Genomic DNA, 25,649 nt, shown 5'->3' on the forward strand with positions numbered 1-25,649 from the left:
TGCAGCCCACCTGTAGAACGTTGAAATGATCCGGGAGAGTATGATGTCACTGAAATTGGTAACGATAACGACGGCATGCGCACTAACACTTATGTCGTTTGTTAGTGTAGGCCCTGCGCATGCCAATGAATATGAGGCCGAATTGAAAAGCTTCGCCGAGGACGTCAAAGGGTGGATCGGTGATCCGGTGGTGATCGATGCCGTCAAGATGCAGAACGAAAAGAATGCGTCACTCGGTCAGGCCGACATTGACGAGCTGGACAAACAGTGGCGGGCGGAAACATCCGCCGCCAGTCAGCCCATGATCGATGAGATTCTTGGTCGTGATCTGTCGAGCTTCCTGATACAGAAATCCGAAGAATCCGAAGGACTGATCACTGAAATATTCGTGATGGATAACAAGGGCCTGAATGTCGGGCAAAGTGGCATCACCAGTGATTACTGGCAGGGTGATGAAGCCAAATGGCAAGAAACATACAGTGCCGGAAAAGATGCCATTCATCTTGGCGATGTCGAGCTTGATGAATCGACCCAGACCTATCAGTCGCAATTAAGTCTTCCGGTGGTTGATACCGCTGATGGCAGCGTCATCGGGGCGGTCACAGTCGGCATTAACGTCGAACTCTTGCAATAGAAACCTGATCAAAACAAATGCCGGATGGATATGCCCATGTCTCATCCGGCATATAAATTTTGCAATATGACCGGAGTGATAAGATGAGCCTGGCAGCGCAAAGTTCCAGTATCCCGGACTTTAAAAAAAGCGGGTGGTCGATCCGGGGGAAGTTGTTGGCAGTGGTCGCCGCCGTAGTGACAGTCGCGTTTTTGGCAGTGATCTATCTGGGGATCGCGTTCTCTGTTGACTCGGCCCGTACAAAACTGTCTGAAAGCAACCGGGTCGTTACAAACCTGATTGCCTCGCAGATTGGTGGCGCGGTCAAATTTCGCAAGGAAGATGCGATTGTCGCCAGCTTCGGCTCATTGATCGAAAATAGTGACAGTGGTCTGGCATCTGCGATTGTGTTTGATATTGCGGGCGAAGAAATAACCAGATTTCTCCAGCCTAATGAAGCCGCCCCTGACGTCGCAGAAGTTCAAAAAATGGTTGCTGCTGTGCTCGCCGATGGCGCGCCGCAGGAAAAAATGATCGCCGGAAAGCAAGTTGTTGCATCGCCATCGTTTTTTGGTAAATCGGATGCGCCCAACGGTGTGATTGTATCGGGCTGGGAGTTTGATGCCCTTGAAGCGGACATGCGTGATAACGCATTTCGCCTTGCCGCAATCGCATTTGTACTACTGGCGGTGCTGTTGATTGTGCTGGTTGTTATCATTCAGAAAATCGTAGCAAGCCCCTTACAGTTGATGTCCGGGGTCATGACCGATCTTGCCGATGGTCATCTTGAGGTTGATATTCCGGCCTCAGGCCGCGGTGATGAAATCGGCGAAATGGCGCACGCGCTTAGTATCTTTAAGGTCAATGCCATTCGGGTCGAGCATCTGCGTAAAGAACGCGATGAACTCGAAGAACGCAACCGTTCGGAAAACAAACAGCGGCTTGCAGACACGTCCGTGTCGTTCCGAAACACCATCGGGCAAATTGTCGATAGCGTCCGTAACGCCGCAAGCGCTCTGAGCGGCAATGCGCAAACACTGTTTACAACAACAGATGACTCGCGTCAGAAAACTGAAAAAGTTCTCGAACGGGTCGCAGAAGCAACTGCCGATGTGCGTTCAATCACCGAAGCCGCTGGAACGTTACGCATCGCACTCGAAGAAGTGTCTCAGCAGGTGTTTGGCGCACGGGCGGTAATTGAAACAGCAGTTGATCAAACCCGCCACACGGATGAAACGGTCGCCAGCCTGTCGTCAGAAGCCGAAAAGATCGGCGACGTTGTTAAACTCATTCAGGACATCGCCGAACAAACCAACCTTCTTGCCTTGAACGCAACGATTGAGGCAGCTCGTGCGGGTGACGCTGGCAAGGGCTTTGCCGTTGTGGCCAACGAGGTCAAGACACTAGCAAACCAAACCGCCAAGGCGACGGAGGATATCACCCGTCAGATTGCGTCGGTTCAGTCTATTTCGGGACAAACCGCCGATGCGATTTCCGAAATCCGCGAATGTATTGATCAGGTGCAGAGCGTTTCGATTGAGATATCAAACGCGGTTGAACGGCAATCAAGTGCAGCAAACGATATCACAACAACGATTGAACACGCCGATACCACCATCCACCGGGTGAGCCGCGATATCGAAGACGTCTCAAGCTCAATCCATCACGCCAGCGAAATCACCGAAGAGGTCCGTCGGTCTTCGTCTGACTTAACCGGCGAGGCGGATCGCCTGCACCAAAATGCCAACAAGTTTATTGAAAACATTCACTAAACCTGTGTGAAAGGCAAAAGGGCCCGTGACGAACACCCCAGATAAGTCAAACACCCCGCAAGATTTCTCCTGCGGGGTGTTTAGTGATTGGCGATCAGGTTAAATCCTGATCCCGGTAATCAATTGGATTACTTCGCCGCAGCGCGGGCTTCTTCGAGCCAGCCGTCGAAGGTTGCGCGATGGCCTTTGATCCATGCATCGGCATGACGTGCGATGTCTTCGGCGGATTTTTCGCCGTCGCGCATGGCAAGGTTTTCAGCCGAGATGTCATTGGCCGACAGTTCCATGATTGAAAACAGCTTGGCGGCTGCCGGGTTTTCATCAGTCCATGCCTTATTAGCGATGATCTGCTGGTTGTTTACCTGGAAGCCATAGTTGCTGCCGTCTGGAAGGGCAGTATCAGCATCCTTGTTTTCACCCGGAAGCGATGAGAACGGAACTTGCAACCAGGTTACGTCTTTACCCGGGACCAGAACGCCAGACACCCAATACGGGGTCCATGTGTAATACAGAACCGATTCACCGGCTTTGTAACGGGTGATCGTATCGGCGATGATGGCCGAATAGGAACCCTGATTGTGGGTAACGGTATCGCGCAGGCCATAGGCATCAAGATGGTTTTCAATCACACCTTCACAGCCCCAACCCGGGTTGCAGCCCGAAAGGTCGGCTTTACCATCGTCGTTGGTATCAAACAATGCCGCGATTTTCGGCTCTTTAAGCTGTTCGACATTGGTGATGTTGTATTCATCAGCCGTTTTTTTATCGATCAGGTAACCCTGAAGCGCGCCCGGTGAATAAACACCTTCGCGATAGATTTTTTCAGCACCGCCAGCGGCCTTGTAGAAATCGGCATGCAGCGGATTCCAGTGATCGGCCATAAAGGTCGCATCACCATTGCCAATGGCAACATGGCCAGCAGCATATTCGATTTCCTGGATGTCTTTAACGTCGTAACCAAGCTCTTCAAGAGCCTTCATAACCACAACGGTCTGAAAGGTTTCTTCCGCGATGGAGCTTTTAAGCGGCTGAACTTCAACGCCTTCACCCGGCATCATGTTGTCAGCAAACCCAGTACCGGTCATCAGCATCGAGCCGGTAACGGCAATAGCAGCACCCGCAGAAAGTTTCTTCAGGAACGTCATGAACTTCTCCTTGTTGATAGATTGAGGTCTTGTTCGTTGACCCGGTTCTCCAAACAGATGGAACCGCAAAAGGTTCCGTCTGCTATCTCGTTTAAATGTATTATTTTTTGCCCAGAACTGATCGCACAAGTGCCGCAGGACCAGCTTCATACCAGTGCCGTGTGCCTTTGGACCGCTGGTCCTTGCCCAGTGCCTGGGTCATGCGATCGAGAACGATGGCCAGCAGAACAATGCCAACCCCGCCAATCGTTGCCAGCCCCATATCAAGTCGGCCAATACCGCGCAGAACCATCTGACCAAGACCGCCAACCGCAATCATCGATGCAATCACTACCATCGAAAGGGCAAGCATCAGGGTTTGGTTGACGCCGGCCATGATGGTCGGCATCGCAAGCGGCAACTGCACACGAAACAGAAGCTGTTTCGGGCTGGCCCCAAATGAACGGGCGGCTTCAACCAGATCGCTTGGGACCTGACGGATGCCAAGGATGGTCAAGCGGATCAGGGGTGGCAGGGCAAAGATAATGGTCACCACAACACCTGGCACATTCCCGATACCAAACAGCATCACAATCGGCACCAGATAAACAAACGCCGGGGTGGTCTGCATTGCATCAAGGATTGGACGGACTGCATTCGATGCGCGTTCGTTACGCGCCAGCCAAATGCCAGTCGGAAGACCAATCACAATACAGAAAAATACCGATGTCAGAACAAGCGACAATGTCACCATTGCTTCCGACCATGCGCCAATAAGGCCAACAACAATCATGGAAATCATGGTGCCAATGGCAAGGCGGCGTCCGGCCAGTTGCCATGCAATCAGTGCCATAACAATGATGACGATGATGGCTGGTGTTGCCTGAAGTCCGGTTTCAACACCGCTCAGAACAGCATCAATTGGCCAGCGGATGGCCTGAAAAACACTACGGAAATGCGTGACAATCCAATCAAGACCATCATTGACCCAGCCATCCAGCGGGATCACCGCATCCTGAAACGGATGCAGGATATCAAAATGCTTTTCCGGGGCAGGGGAGGCATTGGACAGCCAATCGGTTGATGATGCCGCGTCGCCAGTGCCTCCGCCCGGACCAGATGGGGGCGCGGTGCCAGTAGCGCCACCCGGGCCGGATGCACCAGTTGATCCTGATGCGCTATCGGTACTCTCGGTAGTGGCGTTGGTTTGGCCCCAAGGATTACTGTTATCAGCCATTGGTGCCATCTCCTTCACGGTCGAGTGTTGCCAGCAGGTTGGCTTTCTTGATCACGCCCATATATTTTCCGTCATCACCAACAACAGGCACACCGCACGGGGCGTGCGCCACAGTTCCGATCAGTTCGGAAAGCTGTGTGTCATGGGAAACCGGTTCAACACCGGGTAAAAAGGCGGCTGAAAGTTTATCCGCGCCCGATTTAATGGCGGCATCAAGGGTATCGATCGAAATCACACCGTGGAAATCAAGCTTGTCGCCAACGATATAGGCGTATTCGCGGTCTTCCTTATTCAAACGGCTGAGCGCGGTTTTAAGGCCAACACCGTCGCGTTCGATCACGGTGACTTCGCGTTTTGACGCAATGTCCTTTGCGCTGAGGATGGTGGAAACATCAACCCCGCGGAAAAACGATTTGACATAATCATTGGCCGGATTGTTCAGAATTTCTTCTGGAGTGCCGACCTGAACGACAATGCCGCCTTCCATAATTGCGATACGATCCCCGATCCGCATGGCTTCATCAAGATCGTGCGAGATAAAGATGATCGTGCGTTTATGTTCGCGCTGAAGGGTCAGGAGTTCATCCTGCATTTCCGTACGGATCAAAGGATCCAGTGCGGAAAAGGCTTCATCCATCAACATCACAGCCGGATCATTGGCCAACGCACGCGCAAGGCCAACGCGCTGCTGCATGCCGCCCGACAGTTCGTCGGGATATGAATTGGCGTGTGCGGGAAGGCCAACTTGCTCAAGTGCGACAAGGGCGCGTTTATGGCGCTCTTTTTCATCCATATCCGCCAGTTCAAGACCAAACGATGCATTGTCGATGACCGAAAGATGCGGCATCAGGGCAAAGGATTGAAACACCATCGCCATGTCGCGGCGGCGCAGGTCGCGTAATTCTTCGTCGGACATTGCGGCAATATCAACACCATCATATAAAACCTGACCCGACGTCGGTTCAATCAGGCGGTTCAATAGTCGTACAAGGGTCGATTTTCCCGAGCCAGACAGCCCCATGACGACAAATATTTCACCTTGTTTGACGGTGAAGTTTGCCCCGCAAACACCAACGGTCTGTCCAGTTTTGTCAAAGATTTCGTCTTTGTCGATCCCGTCATTGATCATTTGCATTGCCTGATCAGGACGGTCGCCAAAGACTTTATAAAGGTCTTTTACAACGATTTTTTCGGTCATGAGTCCTTGTCGATTTTTGGCGACAAACAACGCACATCACGCAGGCAAACAGCCTTTGCGCGGCAAACATCGTTCATCAGTCTGTTTTTATGTCGATGGTGGCATAAGAGGCCAAAAGCCCCGCAGGTTTCCCCAAGCCATGTCTGAATTTGTCGGCAGATGGTTACAGGTCAAAATATTTGATGTCAAATTATAATCACGTTACGCTTCCGACGATTGGGGAACGAGGAGACGTGGTGTTATGGTTGAAAAACAACAAAAAAAGCGGGAATTTCTGGATGTTCTTGTTGCGTTGCGGCAGATTATCCGGGCAACAGACCTTCATTCAAAATATGTTATGAAAGTTTGTGGTCTTACTGTTCCGCAGCTTGTTGTTCTACTCGCGATTGAGGAGCTCGGAGCTGTGACGGTGCGGCAGATTTCCCACCACGTGTCGCTCAGCCAGGCAACGGTAACGACAATCCTGAACCGGCTTGAAACCCGTGATTTCATCAAGCGCACGCGCAATGCCACGGACAAACGCGTTGTGAACAGTTGTCTGACCGATAAGGGGCGTGAAATTCTTGTGGATACGCCGCCCTTGATGGACGGGCACTTCATGCGCCGCTATCAGATGCTTGATGTCGCCAAGCGCGGAGAAATTCTTGAGACACTTCAGCATGTCGCACACCTGATGGCGTCCGATGACGTCGACACCTGCCCATCGGTCAGTGATGATGAACTTGATCCGATATTATCGTCATTCCCAATCCATCTTGAACCCAGCCAAGATCGATGAACGCGCAAATAGTGTGATCAAAAGCTGACAAGGCGCAGATATTTCACTGCGCCTTGTTTGGAAAATCTATTGGTATCAGGGGCCTTAAAGCGCGCTTTCAACCTTTTTCGCAACACGTTCAGGAACCCATGATTTCCATATATCAGGTTTCTGTTTCAGGAAATAACGCGCAGCCCCATCTGGCTTTTCATCATTTTCCTGCATGTAGGCCAGCATTTCAGAAACCAGCGCATTGCTTGTTTCATAGTTGGTCAGGAACGTGATCAGATTGGGGGCAGCTTCCTTGAAATCATTATTCACACCCACCGTTACCGTACTTTGCGGATAGGCTGTTGCCTTGGTCGGTGTGGCATCGGTTTTCAGCGCATCAAAGATTTCCTTGTCATACGCCGGTTCTTCAAGACGATAGCTGTCATAAAGACCCATCACCCACGTCGGCCCCCAGTAGTAATAAAGAGCTGGCTTACCGCGTTTGTGTGCCGATGCGATGGCGGCTGAAAGTGCCGCCCCGGTACCAGGACGGAAATTGGTGAAACTGTCATCAAGACCATAGGCCGCGAGCTTACCCGAATTGACCTTTTCACAGACCCAGCCCGACGGGCAGTTGTAAAAACGTCCTTTTCCGGGTTCTTCGGCATCGGCAAACAGGTCGGTGTATTTGGGCAGATCATCGACCGATTTCAGATCAGGGGCCATCGGTTCGATACCACGTTCGGCATCGCCTTCAATGACATAGCGCGGGACAAACCAGCCTTCAACGGCGTCATCGAAGTTAACCCCGATCTGGCTGACATTGCCGGCGGCCTCGGCCTTTTTCCAGGCGTCAGCAACATTGTCGCGCCAGATTTCCATGACGACATCAACATCGCCCTTGCCAGCCCCGGTCAAGAGCGGGATGACATCGCCGGGCAGAGCATCGGTTTTACAGCCGTAGCCTTTTTCTATGATGAAACGGGCCACGGCATTATGGAACAGGGCGCTGTCATAGTTCAGTCCGGCGAACATCACCGGCCGATCTATTTCACAGGATGCGTCCTGTGCCTGTGCTGTGGTTGCGAATGTGGTAAATGCGAGGCCAGCGGCCATCAACATTGCGGCTCCGGTAGGCAGGGTGTTCATCCTTCTGTCCCTTCGTTGTTGCGGTCCGGAATCGCATCAAATGCAATGTCTTGCAGGTTCGTGCCGTGATCTCGCGGGTTCAAACCAGACCTTGCCCCTGATACAGGTGATGTGAGTTTAACCGTGGGTTCAAAAGTCATGCAACCCTGCGCATTGGTATTTATCGCAAAGAATGCCGGACACGGTTTGAATGATCATCGCAGAAGGCTCCTGACATCCATGGCAGGAGCTGTCAGTGGAATGCATTTTTATGTGGCGATAATTCCGTGAATTTAACGGGTTTTATCGTTATGTTGGGCAAAACAAACCTGTGGGGCCTGTCATGATGCATACCAGTCTGTTCGTCTTTGATATCGAAACCGTTCCCGATATCGACGTCTTGCCGCAATTGACAGGCGAAACGGCCCCGGACCCGGAAACCGGGCGCAAGATGCTTGAAGATTATCACCTTGAAATCACCAATGGACGCAATGGCTTTCCCCGTCAGCCGTTTCACAAGGTTGTTGCCATCAGTTTCCTGCGCGCCACCATTCAGCGCGATGACAATCTTGAAATGTACGAAATCGAAGAACTGCGGTCGGGCGGTGATCTAACGTCTGAGGAAAAGGATCTGGTCAACGGGTTCTTTGCCTATTGCGGCAAGCTTTTCCCACGTCTTGTCAGTTTCAACGGTCGGGGATTTGATTTGCCGGTTTTGAAGTACCGCGCGATGAAGCACGGTGTGACGGCGCGCTGGCTGCATCAATCGATCAACAAGTGGGAAAACTATACATCGCGTTATGCACCGAACTGGCATTGTGACCTGGCCGAAGTTCTGTCTGATTATGGGGCATCGGCGCGAACCAAAATGAACGAAGTCTGTGCTGCCCTTGATCTGCCGGGGAAAACCGGGGTGGATGGCAGTAAGGTGTCGGGCATGTTCGACAACGGCGAGATTGACGGCATTCGACGCTATTGCGAAACCGATGTGCTCAATACCTATCTTTTGTATTTGCGCCATGCGCTGCATACCGGGCTGACCGACCATGACAGCTATAACCATGCGATCAATCTAACCGTGGCGTGGCTTGAAGAACGCGCTGGCGATATTCCAGCCTATCAGGAATTCCTTGATGGATGGCGGGACTCAAGTGGCGGATCATTTAATGTTCTGTGATTACATCAACCCGATTTGAGACAGCCTGATCGGCCTTTCCGAGCTTATACGCTGTTCTGTGTATTAAGTGAAAAAGTTCACGTTCCCGGGTTGAATGAGCAGTTTCTTGTTGAAATTATTGGTGATGCGACTTAATTGCAGCAGGTGACTGCAATTGAGTTGCAGCCTCAAAGATCGGATACAAGGCAATTGAACTTCAAAAGGGAACGGTCTGATGGAAATCGGGAAACTTATCGGCGGTGCAGTCTTTGGCGCAGTAGCATTTGGTGCAGTGGCGGCATCCGCACAGGAAGTGAATGTTTATTCTTTGCGCCAGGCATTTTTAGTCGAACCATTGTTTGAAAAATTCACGGAGCAGAGTGGCGTAAAGGTCAATGTGATCTTTGCAGAAAAAGGTCTGGTTGAGCGCATCAAGCAGGAAGGTGCCAACAGCCCGGCCGATATCCTGATGACAGTTGACATCAGCCGTATTCAGCAGGCGGTCGATGCCGGTGTTACCGAAGCCGTTTCGAACGACACCCTTGCTGCCAATATTCCGGCACATCTGCGTGACCCCGAAGGGCACTGGTTTGCCCTGACCCAGCGTGGTCGTGCGATCTATGCCTCCAAGGACCGGGTTGCAGAAGGCGGAATCACATCCTACGAAGATCTTGCCGATCCGAAATGGGAAGGTCGCATTTGTACCCGTTCGGGCACCCATGTTTACAACGTTGCCTTGTTTGCTTCGATGATTGCCGTTCACGGTGAAGAAAAAGCCAAGACATGGCTTGAAGGCCTGAAATCAAACCTTGCACGCAAACCGCAGGGTAATGATCGCGCACAGGTCAAGGCGATCAAGGAAGGCGAGTGCGATCTGGCAATTGGTAATACGTATTACTATGGCAAAATGCTTGAGAATGAAGAACAGCGTCCATGGGCGGAAGCGGTCAATATCGTCTTCCCCAATCAGGATGGTCGCGGCATGTCGATGAATATTTCCGGCATGAGCCTGATCAAGGGTGCCCCTAATCAGGAGAATGCGGTCAAGCTGATGGAATTCCTAAGCGATGACGTGGCACAGAAAATCTATGCCGAGGTAAATTACGAGTATCCTGTCAAATCGGGTGTCGAGTGGGCCGAAAACGTTAAATCATGGGGCACGTTCAAGGCTGATACCGTGTCATTGGCCGAGATTGCCCGTCTGACGCCGGCGGCGATCAAGATGGTCGACGAAATCGGGTACAACGAATAGTCAGACAATTTAAGACAGCGTTGTTTTGCAAAGGGGATGGTCATATGCCATCCCCTTTCTACGTTCGTGATCACGTTATTTTGACAGAGTTTCGGCACGTGAGCATTGCTCGTATGTGGTTTTGGGGCTTGCAAAATGGGGGGCGAGGTCGTTAATTTCGGCCAAAGCAAATACAAATCATTCCTAATTGCTGCAAACCTGCGTGGCACACCCAAGAGAGGCATTCATGATTTCACTGCGCAAAACGGTCTTTGGTCTTGTTGCGGTCGCAATGGGCATATCGTTGAACCAGCCGGCCACTGCAGCAGAAGAAGTGAATGTCTATTCCTTACGTCAGCCATTTTTGATCGAACCGATGTTTAAACGGTTCACCGAGGAAACCGGTATTCGCGTCAATACGCTGTTTTCACAAAGTGGACTGGTTGAACGGATCAAACACGAAGGGCGCAATAGCCCGGCGGATTTGCTTTTAACCGTTGATATTGGCCGCATTCAGGATGCGGTTGATGCCGATATTGCCCAACCCCTTCAAAGCGATATAATCCATAGCAACATCCCAGATCAGTTCCGTGACGAGAATAATCTCTGGGTCGGGCTGACAACCCGCGCACGTGTCATTTACACCTCACTTGATCGTGTTGCCCCCGATGAAATCTCCACCTACGAAGACCTTGCGGACCCAAAATGGAAAGGCCGCATTTGTATCCGGTCGGGCATGCATGTTTATAACATTGCGTTGATCGCATCGATGATTGCCAATCATGACGAAGCATATACCAAAAAATGGCTGACAACCCTTAAGGACAATCTTGCGCGCAAGCCTCAGGGGGCCGATATCGACCAGATTGAAGCGGTGTCACAGGGCGTATGTGATATCGCGATTGGTAATTCGTATTATTACGGCAAGATGCTTGATGATCCCAATAAGGCCCCGGCAGCCAAAGACGTGCGCATTGTCTTCCCCAATCAGGGGGATCGCGGCACACACGTCAATATTTCCGGCGTTGCTCTGATGAAGCATTCCCCCAATCAGGAAAACGCCATCAAGCTGGTGGAATTCCTGTCGGGTGATGAAGCACAACACATGTATGCCGATATCAACTTTGAATATCCCGTCAAACCGGGCGTGGCTTGGTCGGAAATGGTGCGTTCATGGGGCACGTTCAAACACGACGATTTGTCGTTGAATGTCGTTGCCGAAAAACGTGGGGATGCGATCCGCATGATTGATGAAGTCGGATTTAACGAATAGATTCGGCGCATTAATCATATCGTCCGTCGTGTTGGGCGTATGTGTGGTCGAAATGTTGTGCAATGGTGCATTAACCGGGGTGGGGCGCGCCTGAACGTTTGCCTTTAAGCGCCATTGCAGGCTATCACGATGTGGCCAAACAGCTTTTGGATGATGTGGCCTTCGACGAAGAAGACGAGAACGATATTGAACACCGCACGCCAAACAAGCCGCAAAATGAAAAGGGACGAAGATATTCGTCCGACCGTCGCCACGGAAACGTTTGATCCGATGCGGACACCAACCGGAAGCGTTGCCATGCGCTGGTTGCCGCGTGGGCAGTCGGCGATATGGTTGTTTGGCGCGTTTGTGATTGCCCTTCTGGTGGCGGCTCCGATTGTCGCGGTGATTTATATCGCGCTCTTTCCGACTGAAAACATCTGGCCGCACTTGGCATCGACGATGCTGCCTCGGTACCTCAAAAATACAGGCATTTTGATGCTTGGCGTCGGGGTGGGGGTGACATTGATCGGGGTTTCAACCGCGTGGGTTGTCACCATGTGCAAGCTGCCGGGTAAGCGGTTCTTTGAATGGGCGATGTTGCTGCCGATGGCGGTTCCGGCCTATATCGTTGCCTATGTTTATACCGATCTTCTGGAATATGCCGGGCCGTTGCAGCGAATGTTGCGTGATGTCTTCGGCTGGCAATCCGCGCGCGATTACTGGTTTCCCGATATTCGTACCAAGGGCGGGGCGATTGTGGTGCTCAGCCTGACGCTTTATCCTTACGTCTATATGCTGGCGCGGGCAGCCTTTTTGGCGCAATCGATCTGTGTGCTCGAAGCCGCCCGCATACTGGGACGCAGTTCATGGAATTCATTCATCACGGTGGCTTTGCCCTTGGCCCGTCCGGCGATTGTGGTCGGGGTTGTCATCGCATTGATGGAAACGCTCAATGATTTTGGCACGATTGACTTCTTTGCTGTCCACACCCTGACAGCGGGGATTTTCAATGTCTGGCTTGGGATGGGCAATGCCGGCGGTGCAGCACAGATCGCCTTGACGATGCTGGCTGTGGTGATTGCGCTTTTGGTGATTGAACGCTATTCACGTCGTCGCCAGCGGTTCCACGATACCACCAACCGGTTTCAGGAATTACCGGGCTATGATCTCGGCCCCATGGGCAAGGTGGGTGCCTTGGCCGTCTGTATCCTGCCGATCCTGCTTGGTTTTGTCGTACCGTCGGCTGTTCTGATCTACTATTCCATCGGCTATTTTGATCAAAGCTGGACGTCAGACTTCTTTGAGTTTGCCGGGAACAGTCTGCTGGTGTCGGGGCTGGCAACGCTGGTCGCGGTTGGATGTGCGATTTTCATGGGCTATGCCCTGCGCCTGTTCCCGCAACCATTGTTGAAATTCTGTGTTCGTTTTTCATCGGTGGGCTATGCAGTGCCCGGCGCGGTATTGGCGATTGGCGTTCTCATCCCGTTTGCCCGTCTTGATAATGCAGTTGATGCGGTCATGCGCGATACATTCGGTATTTCGACCGGTTTGTTGCTGAGTGGAACGGTGTTTGCGCTGGTCTTTGCCTATGCTGTGCGGTTCATGGCGGTATCGTATGGCTCGATCGAGGCGGCATTGGGTAAAGTTCGCCCCAGCATGGATGACGCGGCACGCACTTTGGGCGAAAGCCCTTGGGGGACGCTAAAACGCATTCATTTCCCTATGGTGCGCGGCGGCATTCTGGCAGCATCGGTGCTTGTCTTTGTTGACGGAATGAAAGAACTCCCCGCAACCTTGATCCTGCGGCCGTTCAATTTTGATACACTGGCGACGTATGTCTATCAGTTTGCCAAGGATGAAATGATTGAACAGGCTGCGCTGGGGGCCTTGACCATTGTTGTGGTCGGGGTGATCCCGGTTATTATGCTCAGCCGCGCGATTTCACGGTCACGTCCTGGCCACGGCAAGTGATTTTGTCCTTGCGGTGACATCGCATCAGATTATCTAAGTCAGGTACATCACAACAGGCTCCCAGTTTTATGCAAACCATCAAACCCGGATTGACGACACTTTCCGATGCGCTTGATATCGCCTTTGCCGAGGTTGGTATTGTGCAGGATGTCGAACAACGTCCGCTTGACCACTGCTTTGGTGCGGTGTTGCGGCGTGATGTGATTGCGAAGGTTGCTGTCCCATCGGTTGATAATTCGGCCATGGATGGCTATGCGCTGCGGTTTGCTGACCTTGCGAATATGACGGGGGCAATTGATGTGATCGGCAGTTCCATGGCCGGTCATCCGTTCGAAGGCACACTTTCCAAGGGAAAAGCCATTCGGATTGCCACTGGTGCCGCCATTCCGAATGGTGCAGATTGCGTGATCATTCAGGAAAACGTTTCCGCCAATGAAAATGAAACCATCATTGAAATTCGCGATGATGTGATTGCACGCACCCAACTTGCGCAGAACATTCGCCGTGCGGGCGAAGACATCAAACAAGGAACGGTGGTCCTTTCATCGGGCAGGGTCCTTCGACCCCAAGATATTGCGATTGCCGCCGGGCAGGGGCTTGGGACTTTGGCCGTGGCGCGGCCATTGTCGGTTGCGGTGTTTTCAACCGGCGATGAACTGGCAAAGCCGGGTGACCCGTTGCCGCCTGGCGGGATTTATGATTCCAACCGATTTGCCATGATTGGCATGCTGCGTAATATCGGCTGTAAGGTTACTGATCTTGGTCTGCTGACCGATGATTTCGATGTTTTGCGCGATGCTTTGGATAGTGCGGCCAAGACCCACGATGTGATTATGACGTCGGGCGGAGTATCAGTTGGTCGGGCAGATTTGCTTAAGTCGGTTGTTGACCAACTGGGTGAAATTCACGCATGGAAGTTGGCGATAAAACCCGGAAAGCCCTTGATGCGGGGCAAGATTGGGGACTGTCTTGTTCTTGGTCTGCCGGGCAATCCGGTTTCGGTGCTGGTTGCAGGGCTGTTATTTGCTATGCCGTTGTTGCGCTATGTGATGGGGGCTGATCGTGCGCAAACAGTTCCGGTAAGGATACCCGTTCGTGCTGGATTTGATTTTAAGCGCGGTCCCGGACGAAGAGAATGGCTGCGCGCACGACTGGTGCAAAATGATGATGGCGCGTTTGAAGCAATTGCCTTTAATTCCACCAGCTCCGGGATGCTGTCATCGATGGTCTGGGCCGACGGTTTGATCGAAATACCGGAAGACTGCGGTCAGGTTTCAGTCGGTGATCAGGTGTTCTATCTTCCGTTGCGCGGATTGCAGTAACATGTGCGTACAACATAAAAAACGATGCGCAACGTCGTGATCTGGTTGAAAAAGTCTTGCGCGATATTGCTTCTGTATGAGAGCAATAGGGAGGATTAAAAATTATGGTTTAAAAGTGTATCCAAAACGGATTTACTTACCAATGAGGGATACCTTGCCATCCATATTTGTGGTTGAATAGGTGTTAGGGACCACTGCGTAAGCGGGCGAATATATGTCAATCGTAGGGAACTCCGGCTATCGGGTTCTAATCTATAGCCACGATACCTTTGGGCTCGGCCACTTGCGCCGGTGCCGGACTATTGCGCATGCGCTGGTCTCTCGCAGGGATGATGTTTCTGTTCTGATTTTGTCGGGATCCCCGATTATCGGCAGTTTCGAGTTCCGTTCACGAGTCGATTTTGTTCGTATTCCCGGCGTGATCAAACTCTCGAACGGGGAATACACGTCGCTCAATCTCAATATCGATGTTGATCAGATACTTGAGATGCGAGAATCCATCATCAAACATACTGCAGACGTGTTTAATCCTGACATTTTCATCGTCGATAAAGAGCCGCTTGGACTTCGCGGTGAGGTGGAGTCCACTTTGCGTATGTTGCGCCATCGCCGCACCCGTCTTGTTATGGGGTTGCGCGATGTGATGGATGATCCGGCTCACTTGCGCGAAGAATGGGACCGCAAGCAATGCGTGCCTGCCTTGGCCGAACTCTATGACGAAATCTGGGTTTATGGTCTGCAGGAAATCTGTAATCCCCTCGAAGGGATTGATTTGCCTGCGGGCGTGGAAAACAAAATGGCGTATACGGGGTATCTGCCACGTACCGCAACCCGACGTCCAACACCGGAACACGGGGCCCTTGGTCTTGAAGAACCCTATTACCTTGTGACCACAGGTGGTGGTGGTGATGGGGTTAATCTGGTCGATTGGGTGATCAGTGCCTATGAAGCAGATGAAACCATTGCTGTACCATCGCTTGTCGTGCTTGGGCCGTTTATGGCGCCAGCCGAACAGAAATCCTTTATGGACCGGGCCGAAAAGATCGACAAGCTGTCGGTCATTACATTTGATGCCAATGTCGAAATGCTGATGCATAATTCTGCCGGTGTCATTGCCATGGGCGGCTATAATACGTTCTGCGAAATTCTGTCATTTGATAAGCCTGCCGTCATTGTGCCGCGCACCGTACCGCGTCTTGAGCAATATGTCCGTGCCTCGGCGGCGGAAAAGCTTGGTCTTGTCAAAATGCTCACGGAAGACAACGGTCGGGATCCGCGTCAAATGGCCGATGCGCTTCATGGATTGATTTCGCAGCCCAAACCGTCGCATGTGACTGTTCCCAACCTGATGGGCGGGCTTGATCGGGTCGGTGATCTTGTTGATCGCTGGCTCCCGCCGCAAATGGCGGCCGAATAGGTAACGCCGGGATGCCCAATTTATGACACGCGACACTCTTGCAATCGTGGTTAAAGGTTATCCGCGATTGTCGGAAACCTTTATTGCGCAGGAAATCCTTGGCATTCAGCAGGTAGGTATTCCCTATCGGATTGTCTCACTGCGTCATCCCACGGATAAAAAACGTCACCCGATCCATGAAAGGATTACGGGGGATATCGATTATCTGCCAGAATATGTCAATCAGGAACCGCTGCGTGTTGTGCGCAGTTGGTTAAAAGTCCGAAAATTGCGTGGCTATCGCCGGGCAGTCAATATCTGGTGGCAGGATTACCGCCGTGACCGCACACCAAACCGCGCCCGACGGTTTGTGCAGGCCATTGTCATGGCGGCGGAACTTCCCGATGACATCACCCGTATTTACGCCCATTTCCTCCATACACCTGCGTCGGTCGCACGCTATTGCGCGATCATGCGGGGAATTCCATGGTCCTGTTCGGCGCACGCCAAGGATATCTACACCAGTGCGGACTGGGACATGCGCGAAAAGCTGCGCGATATGGATTGGTTGGTGACCTGTACCAAGGCCAATGTCGATTACCTGCAGGGGCTGGCTGAAGACCCGTCAAAGGTTCATTTGCTCTATCACGGACTTGATTTTTCGCGGTTTCCCGAAAAGCTGCCAGATCGTGAAATGCGCGATGGCGGTAATGCCGATCAGCCGGTAACGATCTTGTCGGTCGGGCGTTTGGTCGGCAAAAAGGGTTATGACGATTTGCTAGGTGCCTTGGCTAAATTGCCCAAGGACCTTTCGTGGCGTTTTGTGCATATCGGTGGGGGAAGTGGCGATAAATACCGTAAACTTGCCGCTGAGCTTGGCATTTCAGGACGTTGTGAGTGGCAAGGTGCCCGCGATCAGAAAGAAGTCATTGCTGCCTGTCAGTCTGCTGATTTGTTTGTTCTGGCCAGCCGGATACAAAAGGACGGTGACCGTGATGGTCTGCCCAATGTGTTGATGGAAGCACAGCTTTGTGGTCTGGCGGCCGTTTCAACCGCGATTTCCGCAATCCCGGAACTGATCGAAGATGGCGTGAACGGCCTGCTGGTTCCTCAGCGCAATCCCGATGAGCTGGCCAAGGCCTTGCAAGCCATGATTTCGGACCCGAAACGGCGCGATGAAATGGGCCGGAAGGGCAATGAAATCGTACGACGCGATTTTTCCTTCTACAGCGGCATGAAGGATCTCGCGCATCGTTTTGGCGTTACCGACAGCGATCCGGAAAACATTTCTTCCAGCCATTCTCAGAAACCCGCAGCAGAGTAGGAGGCTACCATCTTGAAGGTTGCCTTCTATGCTCCGCTAAAGCCCACTGACCATCCGGTGCCATCCGGGGATAGGTTGATGGCGCGGATGTTGGTTGCCGCCCTTGAAGGGACTGACATGCAGGTTGATATTGCAGCGCGTCTGCGCAGCCGGGTTTCAGATGGCAATATCCTAAAACAGGCGCGTCTGGCCGAGTTGGGGACGAAGCTTGCTGCACGACTGTTGCGCCAATATCAAACCGGCTTTCGCCCAAAGCCCGACATTTGGTTTACCTACCACCTTTATTACAAGGCACCGGACTGGGTTGGTCCGCTTGTCGCCAATGCGCTGGACATCCCCTATGTCGTCGCCGAGGCATCCTTTGCGCCCAAACGCGCAGATGGCCCGTGGCAACAAAGTCATCAGGCAGTGGAATTGGCTCTGCGTCACGCCGATGCGGTCTTTTCGCTTAATCGCACTGATATGGAATGCCTAAGACCAATTTGTGATGCCAGGAAATTGCATTATCTCGCACCCTTTACCCAGATTGAAAACTGGCAGGTGCCCGAACGCGCCGATATTGACTGCACCTGCGTAAAACTTGTCACAACGGCTATGATGCGCGAAGGCGATAAGCTGAAATCTTTTGAGGCCTTGGCACGGGTGCTGGGCCGCGTTAAACGCGACAATGTTAAAAACTGGCATTTGACCATTGTGGGTGATGGCCCGGAGCGGACATCAGTCGAGGGTTTGTTTGCTGCACAGGGGATTAAGAAACAGAACCTTTTTTTTGCCGGGCTTTGCAGCGCAGGTCAAACACGCGACCATCTTGCGTCTGCCGATCTGTTTGTTTGGCCTGCGATTAACGAAGCATACGGTATGGCCTTGCTTGAGGCACAGGCCGCAGGGCTGCCTGTACTGGCAGGAAACACGGGTGGTGTGCCTGGTGTGGTGTCGGATCAGAAAACAGGTTGGCTTGTCCCGGCTGGGGATGAAGGTGCTTTTGGTGCGCAGCTAACAAGATGTCTGACAGATCAAATTGAGACACTGCGTTCTTTCGGGCGCAATGCGGCTGCAAAAGCCAAGCAGGATCACACAATCGGCGCAGCATCAAATGTATTGGGTTCAGAGCTTCGCAAGATCGTTGTAAATGCAACGCCGGACTGCACATGAACAAAATACGCTTTGCCCTTTTGCGACACGGGGTGACCGACTGGAACGTTGAAAAACGTATTCAGGGCCATTCTGACATTTTATTGCGGGCTGATACTGTCGCCAAATACCGTACCCGACGTTTGCCAAACGATTGGCAAACCGTTCCATGGTACTGCACGCCACTGTCACGCACACGCGAAACAGCTGATGCCTTGGCGATTTCACCGGTTACACCGCAACCCGATTTGATTGAGATGGATTGGGGCGATTGGGAAGGCCAACGATTGCCTGATCTTCGTAATGTGCTTGGGGAAAACATGGCACAGAATGAAGATCGTGGCTGGGCGTTTCGCCCGGACGGCGGCGAAAGCCCGCAAGATGTGCTTGTGCGTGTCCAGGGTTTCCTGGCCAGACAGATAAGTACGCACGGTGCCGTAAAATTTGGCGCCATCACCCACAAAGGCGTTATTCGTGCTGTTTATGCTGCGGCACGTGGATGGAACATGATGGGAAAAATCCCTGATAAACTTGATTGGGAATGTCTGCATGTTTTTGACTGGTCTGAACAAGACGGCTTTGAGGTGGTGAAACTCAACATCGCGTTAATTTCCGCCGATGGGGGCGCTGTATGACCGATGTCATGGTTTATGTGCAGCATTTGCTTGGTATTGGACATGTCCGTCGCATGGCCTTGATCAATCAGGCGATGCGCGAGCAGGGGTTAACGGTGACTGTTGCCAGCGGTGGTATTCCGGACCCGGCACTTGATTTTGCTGCAGACGAAGTTGTGCAATTGCCCGCATGTCGCACAGCAGATAGCAATTTTTCAGGCCTTGTTGACGCCAATGATTGTCCGATCAATGAGGATTGGACAAGCCGCCGGACACAGGATTTGCTGGCGGCATTCAAAAAGGCATCGCCAAAACTGCTTCTGATTGAAATGTTCCCGTTTGGGCGGAGGGCATTTCGGTTCGAATTGATCCCCTTGATGGAGGCGGCACAGAAGGCCGGTGTTCCCATTATCTGTTCGGTGCGCGACCTTTTGGTGCGTAAGAAAGACCCGGTAAAGACCAAGTGGATGCGCGATGTCGCGCGTCAGTATTTCGACAAAGTTCTGGTGCACGGCGATCCTGATCTGTTTGGCTTTGACCATAGTTTTCCATACGCCAATGATATCGCCGACATGATTACCTATACCGGCTATGTGGCGCCAACGAATGCATCGGAATATTTGAACAGACAGGATGATACACGAAGTGGGGTTCTGGTATCGGCGGGCGGCGGTGCGGTTGGTGTTGAGCTGATCGAAATTGCCATTGCTGCGCGGGAGCATTCAGAGCGGTTTCGAAATGCGCAGTGGGACATCGTTGCCGGGCCGCATTTCGCGCAAGAACGCTTTGACGCAGTATCGCAAACATTGCCGCCCGGCATGGTTTTGCATCGCTTCCTGCCAGACTTTCGCGCCCGCATGGCCAAGGCTGCTGTGTCCGTTTCGCAAGCCGGGTACAATACGTTGATGGATGTTCTTTCGACAAAGACACCTGCGGTTATGGTGCCGTTTGCCGAAGGTGGCGAAAGTGAACAAAAAGAGCGCGGCGAAATTTTATCAAGTGCCGGTGTCATTTCCTTGCTTGATCTTAGTGGCCTGACTGCGCAATCATTAGCAAAACAAATAGATCGTGCCAATCAACCGCAAAATCTCAGTATTGCGTTGGATGGTGCGCAAAGAACTGCGGCACTTATCGCAGCTTTGATAAAGGGATCGGCATGAGCAGTTGGGATCATTTGCGCGCAGAACTTGATCTGTGGCAGTCCGAAGGACGGATTGCCACGGCTTGGTGGCGCGATGATGATGCTGTAACGGTAACCCCGCAACTCGATACCATTCTGGCATTTGAACAGAAATACAAGGTACCGCTTGCCTTGGCCGTGATTCCGGCAAATTTGCAAAACGGTCTGGTCGAGCGGCTGGCAGAAACTCTTGATACCCGCGTGTTGCAGCATGGATGGGCCCACCAGAACCATATGCCTGACGGGCGCAAAAAACAGGAACTTGATGACGTGCGCGATCTTGGTGCTGTCGTTGCCGATTTGCGCAAAGGGTTTTCGGTGCTCTCATCACGGTTTGGGAACCGGTTTCTTCCGGTGGTTGTTCCGCCGTGGAACCGGATCGCCGATGATGTGGTCGCAACCCTAAATTCCCTGGGTTTCTGTGGTTTAAGCACCTTTAATGCGCGCCAAACTGCCGAGCCGTATAAGGGGCTGTTGCAGGTAAATACCCATGTCGATGTCATTGATTGGTGGGGCAGTCGTGGATTTGTTGGTGAAGACGTGGCGCTTGGGTCTATGATCGCCCATCTTGCCGCCCGTCGTACCGGTGCTGCTGACCCAAAAGAGCCGACTGGTATCCTGACCCATCATCTGGTCCATGACGGGGCAACAACACATTTTCTTGATAATCTTTTTTCGATGGAACATTCAGCACTCAGCTGGCTAAGAATTCCCGGAGTATTTCCATGGCAATAAGTCCGAACAAACATCCGGAGCTCGATGACGCGCCAGTCGTCGACGAAGCGATTGATCCGGTAAAACCAGCCGGGGTGCATGATCGTGATGTGCAAATGCTGGCCTATCCGACAAAAACAATGGCGCCTGATTTGGCCAAATCAATTGTTGGTTTGCTGATTTGCGGGGTGATTGCCCTGATCCCGGAAATGCTTGCCATCATTCAATGGACCTCAGCCGGGCTGTCCTTGCTGTTCATTTTTTACTTTGTGCGGACTTTGCTGCGGTTCCAGTCGAAAATTTACATTTCCGAATATGGCATTCGTCTTTCAAGCATGCGGGGCGGGACGGCGTTTGCCTGGTCGGAACTTTCAAAGTTCCGTTTGCGTTACTTCAGTACCAAGCGCGATGGCAACAAAGGTTGGTTTGAACTTACACTGCAAGCCGGAGATGCCAAGATTGTTGCAGAATCCACCTTGGTCGGCTTCGACGAACTTCTTGATATTTCTCGTGATTGGGCGAAAGATAACCAACTTCTTGTGGACGACGTTACACGTACCAATCTGATGCGCATGGATGAGGCTGAAACGCTTGTTCGGGCTGTCGCATCAGAAAGGTCAAATGGTGGTGCCTAAGAAATTATGACTGACATTCTGCGTATCAAGGACCTGAAAGTTGAATTTGTTTTGCCCCATATGCGGGTCAAGGCAGTCGAAAACGTCACTTTTCGGATTGGTGCGCAGGAAACAGTCGCTTTGGTCGGCGAATCAGGGTCGGGCAAGAGCACAATTTCACAGGCCATCATGGGGCTGTTGCCCAAGGCCGCACAGATCACCAACGGTTCGATTATATTTGCAGACCCCGACAAGCCCGGAACACGCGTCGATATTGCCATGCTTGACCGTTCTGGCGCGCAAATGCGATCAATCCGCGGTGGCCGGATATCGATGATTTTTCAGGAGCCGATGAGCTCCCTGTCCCCGCTTCATACCATTGGCGATCAGATTTGCGAGGCCGTCCGCCTTCACCGAAAGGTCGGCAACAGCGAAGCCCGCGAACTTGCCAAGGAAATGCTGACCCTTGTCGGGTTTGCCGACCCAAAACGTGCGCTTAAGACCTATCCGTTTGAATTGTCTGGTGGTCTGCGGCAGCGTGCGATGATTGCCATGGCCATGGTGTGTCGACCTGCCTTGTTGGTTGCGGATGAACCGACGACTGCACTTGATGTCACCATTCAGGCGCAAATACTGCGTTTGATCCGGGAAGTGCAAAGCGAACTTAAAATGTCGGTGCTGCTGATCACCCACGATCTCGGGGTGGTGGCCAATATGGCCGATCGCATGGTGGTTATTTATGATGGCCGGGTTGTTGAGTCGGGCAGAACCGATGACGTGTTTATCAATCCGGGCCATGCCTACACCCAGTCGCTGCTCGCTGCTGTACCGCATTTTGACATGGGGCCCGACGAACGGCTAAAGCCGTTGCGTGAAATCAAACCAAAGACCGGTAGTCTTTTAGCGCTTAACGAATCCGAAGATGATCCACGCGAACAAACCGAAGTTCCACCGTCATTGGCCTTACATCCAAGCATGGCGAGCGAACCTGTATTGGCCGTCCGTCATCTCAGCAAAAGCTTCACCCAGCGTAAGGGCAACTGGTTTAAGGCCGAACATCATTCAATCCCGGCAGTATCGGACGTATCGCTTACGGTGAACCGCGGCGAATGCGTTGGTCTGGTTGGCGAAAGTGGTTGTGGCAAGACAACGCTGTCCAAGCTGATTATGCGGGCAATGGACCCGGATGATGGATCGATCCTGTTTCGCGGTGAAAGCGGTCAGATGACCGAGCTGACGGGCCTTGATGAAGATCAGCTAAATCCATATCGCAAACGCATCCAGTTTGTTTTTCAGGACCCGTTTGGATCACTTAATCCACGCATGACAGTGCAGGATATCATCACAGAGCCAATGATCATCCATGGGGTCGGCAATAGCGCCTATCACCGTAAGATGGTGCTCGAACTGATGGAAGTTGTCGGGCTCGACCCACGTTTCCTGAGCCGTTATCCGCATAGTTTTTCTGGTGGTCAACGCCAGCGTATCGGCATTGCACGTGCGCTCAGCCTTAAGCCGGACCTGTTGATCTTTGACGAACCGACGTCGGCACTTGATGTGTCAGTTCAGGCGCAAATACTTAATCTTTTAAAAGATTTACAACGTGATCTTAATTTGACTTATCTGTTTATCTCGCACAACCTTGCGGTCATAGATTATGTCGCGGATCGCATTGCTGTGATGTGTGCTGGTCGTATTGTTGAGTCTGCACCACGTGAACAACTGTTCCGCAACCCGCTGCATCCATATACGCAGGCGTTGCTCAATGCTGTTCCGTTTGCTGATCTGGACCATCCACTTGATTTCAACAAGATCATGGATGGCAAGGCGTCTGATCCGGCGCGCTGGCCTGCACCCTTTACGATTAACCGTAATAGCGACCCGAAAATGATGCAGTTTGCCGAAGACCATTTTGTACGCGCCGAGCGTGCCGATTTTACGGAGATAGCAATATGACCCGGTGGCCCAATGACAAAGGTTGTGTTTTTCGCCATGCCATCATGGGGGCTATCTTCGCCGGTGGGCTTTGCTCCGGTGGGGCAGTTCTTTCGACATCAGCGCAGGCCGAGGTGCCGTATTTTGAGGATGCCGTTGCCACTGGCGACTTGCCACCGATGCTTGATCGATTGCCAGAACATCCCAAAGTGATCGATTTCGAGGCCGAGGATAAAACTGTTGGTAAGTATGGTGGCCAGTTCGTGACCATCATGGGTCGGTCAAAAGACATCCGCATGGCGGTTGTTTACGGCTATGCACGGTTGATCGGTTATGATGAAAACCTTGATCTTAAGCCTGACATTCTTGAAAGCCTTGATGTGAACGAGGAGGGGAATGTCTTTACCCTTCATCTTCGCAAAGGTCATAAATGGTCTGACGGCGAACCCTTTACCGCCGAAGATTTCCGCTACTACTGGGAAGACATTGTTAACAACGATGAACTGTTCCCAGTCGGTCCGCCGCGGTTCCTGTTTGTTGGCGATGAACCCGCAACCTTTGAAATTCTTGACGAATTTACGGTGCGATATAGCTGGTCACAGCCCAATCCGTTCTTTTTGACCGAACTTGCCGGTACAAGGCCACCATTCATTTATCGTCCGGCGCATTACCTAAAACAGTTCCATGAAAACTACCGCGATGCGGCCGAACTGGATGCCATGGTCAAAGAACGCGGCTTGCGCAGCTGGGCCGTGTTGCACACCGATATTGACCGGCCCTACAAGCTTTCAAATATCGACCGTCCGTCGCTTGAGCCGTGGTTGATCACCACGGAAGAACCGTCTGATCGATTCGTCTTTGTGCGCAACCCGTTTTATCATCGGGTTGATCCGGCCGGGAATCAGCTTCCCTATATCGACAAGATGATCTTTAACATCGCCAACTCCAAATTGGTCCCGGCAAAAGTCGGGGCAGGAGAGGTCGACCTGCAAAGCCGTATTCTGTCGCTAAAGGATTACACCTTCCTCAAACAGGCCGAACCACAACAAAACTATAACGTCCGCCTGTGGGATGTCGGGGCCGGTGCCTATGCCGCACTTTATCCAAATCTGACCTGCTCTGATCCGGTGTGGCGTGGTGTATTACGCGATGTTCGATTCCGTCGGGCATTGTCGCTTGCGATCAATCGCACCGAAATCAACCGCGTTATGTTCTTTGGTCTGGCACAGCCAACCAACAATACGGTTCTGCCAAAAAGCCCGCTGTATAAGCCGGAATATCGCGAAAACTATATCCAGTTCGACGTTGATAAGGCCAATGCCCTGCTTGACGAGATGGGGCTTGATGAACGCAATGGTGATGGCATCCGGCTTTTGCCTGATGGTCGGCCAATGGAAATCATTGTTGAGACAACAGGCGAGAACCCCGAACACGATGATATGCTTGAGCTGGTTGGCGACAGCTGGCGTCAGGTCGGGATTAAGATGTTTGTCAAAGGGCTACAGCGCGAAGTTTTGCGCAACCGGGCCTATACTGGCGAAACCATCATCTCGATTTTCAATGGCATCGACAACGGTTTGGCAACACCCAATTCCGTTCCGTCCGAATTTGTCCCGGTACAGCAAGACACCCTGCAATGGCCGAAATGGGGGCAGTACTATCAAACCGACGGCGAAGCTGGCGAAGCACCAGATATGCCTGCGGCCAAGGAATTGATGGTGCAATACCGCAAATGGCAAACTGGCAATGACGCTGCACGGATGGCGGCTTGGCAGTCGATCCTTGATATCAATTCGGAAAACATGTTTTCCATTGGATTGATCGGGAATGTACCGCAACCGGTTGTTGTGGATAAAGATATGCGCAATGTGCCGGAAAAAGGTATCCATAGTTGGGAACCGGGTGCCTTCTTTGGCATTTATCGACCAGATACATTCTGGTGGGATCGATAAGACGAACAATTTGATTATTCGACGGTTTGTTCCT

21 protein-coding genes are annotated in these 25,649 nt (G+C 52.1%); 17 read left to right on the top strand and 4 right to left on the bottom strand.

Features of this window, described 5'->3' with window-relative positions:
* The first annotated feature begins 43 nt into the window (after nt 1-43).
* Nucleotides 44-634: a PDC sensor domain-containing protein gene (locus tag K355_RS0102930; protein WP_022730619.1), complete on the top strand. Its 591-nt coding sequence runs from the start codon at nt 44-46 to the stop codon at nt 632-634.
* 83 nt (nt 635-717) lie between these two features.
* Nucleotides 718-2,385: a methyl-accepting chemotaxis protein gene (locus K355_RS0102935; protein WP_022730620.1), complete on the top strand. Its 1,668-nt coding sequence runs from the start codon at nt 718-720 to the stop codon at nt 2,383-2,385.
* A gap of 128 nt (nt 2,386-2,513) precedes the next feature.
* On the opposite strand, the gene proX is transcribed toward K355_RS0102935, so the two are convergent.
* The 3 genes from proX to proV form a co-directional block, all read right to left on the bottom strand.
* Nucleotides 2,514-3,530 carry a glycine betaine/L-proline ABC transporter substrate-binding protein ProX gene (proX, locus tag K355_RS0102940; RefSeq protein WP_022730621.1) on the bottom strand — a complete coding sequence of 339 codons (1,017 nt, stop codon included), beginning with the start codon at nt 3,528-3,530 and terminating at the stop codon, nt 2,514-2,516.
* A gap of 100 nt (nt 3,531-3,630) precedes the next feature.
* Nucleotides 3,631-4,746 (bottom strand): glycine betaine/L-proline ABC transporter permease ProW, encoded by a 1,116-nt coding sequence (proW, locus tag K355_RS0102945; protein WP_022730622.1) that lies wholly within the window; start codon nt 4,744-4,746, stop codon nt 3,631-3,633.
* Nucleotides 4,739-5,944, bottom strand: a complete 1,206-nt coding sequence (gene proV, locus K355_RS0102950; RefSeq protein ID WP_022730623.1) for a glycine betaine/L-proline ABC transporter ATP-binding protein ProV — start codon at nt 5,942-5,944, stop codon at nt 4,739-4,741. Before proV ends, proW begins: the two co-directional genes overlap by 8 nt.
* A gap of 241 nt (nt 5,945-6,185) precedes the next feature.
* Here proV and K355_RS22965 point away from each other — a divergent pair, with 241 nt between their 5' ends.
* The gene (locus K355_RS22965; RefSeq protein WP_022730624.1) at nt 6,186-6,722 is read left to right on the top strand and encodes a MarR family winged helix-turn-helix transcriptional regulator; all 537 of its coding nucleotides are present in this window, start codon (nt 6,186-6,188) and stop codon (nt 6,720-6,722) included.
* Between the two features lie 84 nt (nt 6,723-6,806).
* Here the strand turns inward: K355_RS22965 and K355_RS0102960 are convergent, their stop codons facing one another.
* The gene (locus tag K355_RS0102960) at nt 6,807-7,841 is read right to left on the bottom strand and encodes an ABC transporter substrate-binding protein (protein ID WP_022730625.1); all 1,035 of its coding nucleotides are present in this window, start codon (nt 7,839-7,841) and stop codon (nt 6,807-6,809) included.
* 322 nt (nt 7,842-8,163) lie between these two features.
* Here K355_RS0102960 and K355_RS0102965 point away from each other — a divergent pair, with 322 nt between their 5' ends.
* The 14 genes from K355_RS0102965 (at nt 8,164) to K355_RS0103030 (ending at nt 25,615) form a co-directional block, all read left to right on the top strand.
* Entirely contained in the window at nt 8,164-8,997 is an 834-nt protein-coding gene (locus K355_RS0102965; RefSeq protein WP_022730626.1) for a 3'-5' exonuclease, read from the top strand.
* A 214-nt stretch (nt 8,998-9,211) separates the two neighbouring features.
* Nucleotides 9,212-10,228: a Fe(3+) ABC transporter substrate-binding protein gene (locus tag K355_RS0102970; protein ID WP_022730627.1), complete on the top strand. Its 1,017-nt coding sequence runs from the start codon at nt 9,212-9,214 to the stop codon at nt 10,226-10,228.
* Between the two features lie 226 nt (nt 10,229-10,454).
* Complete coding sequence (locus K355_RS0102975) at nt 10,455-11,480, top strand: Fe(3+) ABC transporter substrate-binding protein (RefSeq protein WP_022730628.1); 1,026 nt, start codon at nt 10,455-10,457, stop codon at nt 11,478-11,480.
* A 216-nt stretch (nt 11,481-11,696) separates the two neighbouring features.
* Nucleotides 11,697-13,433: an ABC transporter permease gene (locus K355_RS0102980; RefSeq protein ID WP_114091520.1), complete on the top strand. Its 1,737-nt coding sequence runs from the start codon at nt 11,697-11,699 to the stop codon at nt 13,431-13,433.
* A gap of 68 nt (nt 13,434-13,501) precedes the next feature.
* Entirely contained in the window at nt 13,502-14,755 is a 1,254-nt protein-coding gene (locus K355_RS0102985) for a molybdopterin molybdotransferase MoeA (protein ID WP_022730631.1), read from the top strand.
* A 214-nt stretch (nt 14,756-14,969) separates the two neighbouring features.
* Nucleotides 14,970-16,172, top strand: a complete 1,203-nt coding sequence (locus tag K355_RS0102990; protein WP_022730632.1) for a glycosyltransferase family protein — start codon at nt 14,970-14,972, stop codon at nt 16,170-16,172.
* A gap of 22 nt (nt 16,173-16,194) precedes the next feature.
* Nucleotides 16,195-17,475: a glycosyltransferase family 4 protein gene (locus K355_RS0102995; protein ID WP_022730633.1), complete on the top strand. Its 1,281-nt coding sequence runs from the start codon at nt 16,195-16,197 to the stop codon at nt 17,473-17,475.
* A gap of 78 nt (nt 17,476-17,553) precedes the next feature.
* Complete coding sequence (locus K355_RS0103000) at nt 17,554-18,627, top strand: glycosyltransferase family 4 protein (RefSeq protein ID WP_245562893.1); 1,074 nt, start codon at nt 17,554-17,556, stop codon at nt 18,625-18,627.
* Nucleotides 18,624-19,241, top strand: coding sequence for a histidine phosphatase family protein (locus tag K355_RS0103005; protein WP_022730635.1), 618 nt, complete (start codon nt 18,624-18,626; stop codon nt 19,239-19,241). Before K355_RS0103000 ends, K355_RS0103005 begins: the two co-directional genes overlap by 4 nt.
* Nucleotides 19,238-20,380, top strand: a complete 1,143-nt coding sequence (locus K355_RS0103010; RefSeq protein ID WP_022730636.1) for a glycosyltransferase family protein — start codon at nt 19,238-19,240, stop codon at nt 20,378-20,380. Before K355_RS0103005 ends, K355_RS0103010 begins: the two co-directional genes overlap by 4 nt.
* Complete coding sequence (locus K355_RS0103015; protein WP_022730637.1) at nt 20,377-21,135, top strand: polysaccharide deacetylase family protein; 759 nt, start codon at nt 20,377-20,379, stop codon at nt 21,133-21,135. Before K355_RS0103010 ends, K355_RS0103015 begins: the two co-directional genes overlap by 4 nt.
* Nucleotides 21,126-21,749, top strand: coding sequence for a hypothetical protein (locus K355_RS0103020; protein WP_022730638.1), 624 nt, complete (start codon nt 21,126-21,128; stop codon nt 21,747-21,749). Before K355_RS0103015 ends, K355_RS0103020 begins: the two co-directional genes overlap by 10 nt.
* 6 nt (nt 21,750-21,755) lie before the next feature.
* Nucleotides 21,756-23,684: an ABC transporter ATP-binding protein gene (locus K355_RS0103025; RefSeq protein WP_022730639.1), complete on the top strand. Its 1,929-nt coding sequence runs from the start codon at nt 21,756-21,758 to the stop codon at nt 23,682-23,684.
* A complete protein-coding gene (locus tag K355_RS0103030) occupies nt 23,681-25,615 on the top strand; it encodes an ABC transporter substrate-binding protein (RefSeq protein ID WP_022730640.1) in 1,935 nt (644 codons plus the stop codon). Before K355_RS0103025 ends, K355_RS0103030 begins: the two co-directional genes overlap by 4 nt.
* Nucleotides 25,616-25,649: the final 34 nt, after the last annotated feature.

Source organism: Thalassospira lucentensis MCCC 1A00383 = DSM 14000 (genome assembly GCF_000421265.1).
Taxonomy (GTDB): domain Bacteria; phylum Pseudomonadota; class Alphaproteobacteria; order Rhodospirillales; family Thalassospiraceae; genus Thalassospira; species Thalassospira lucentensis.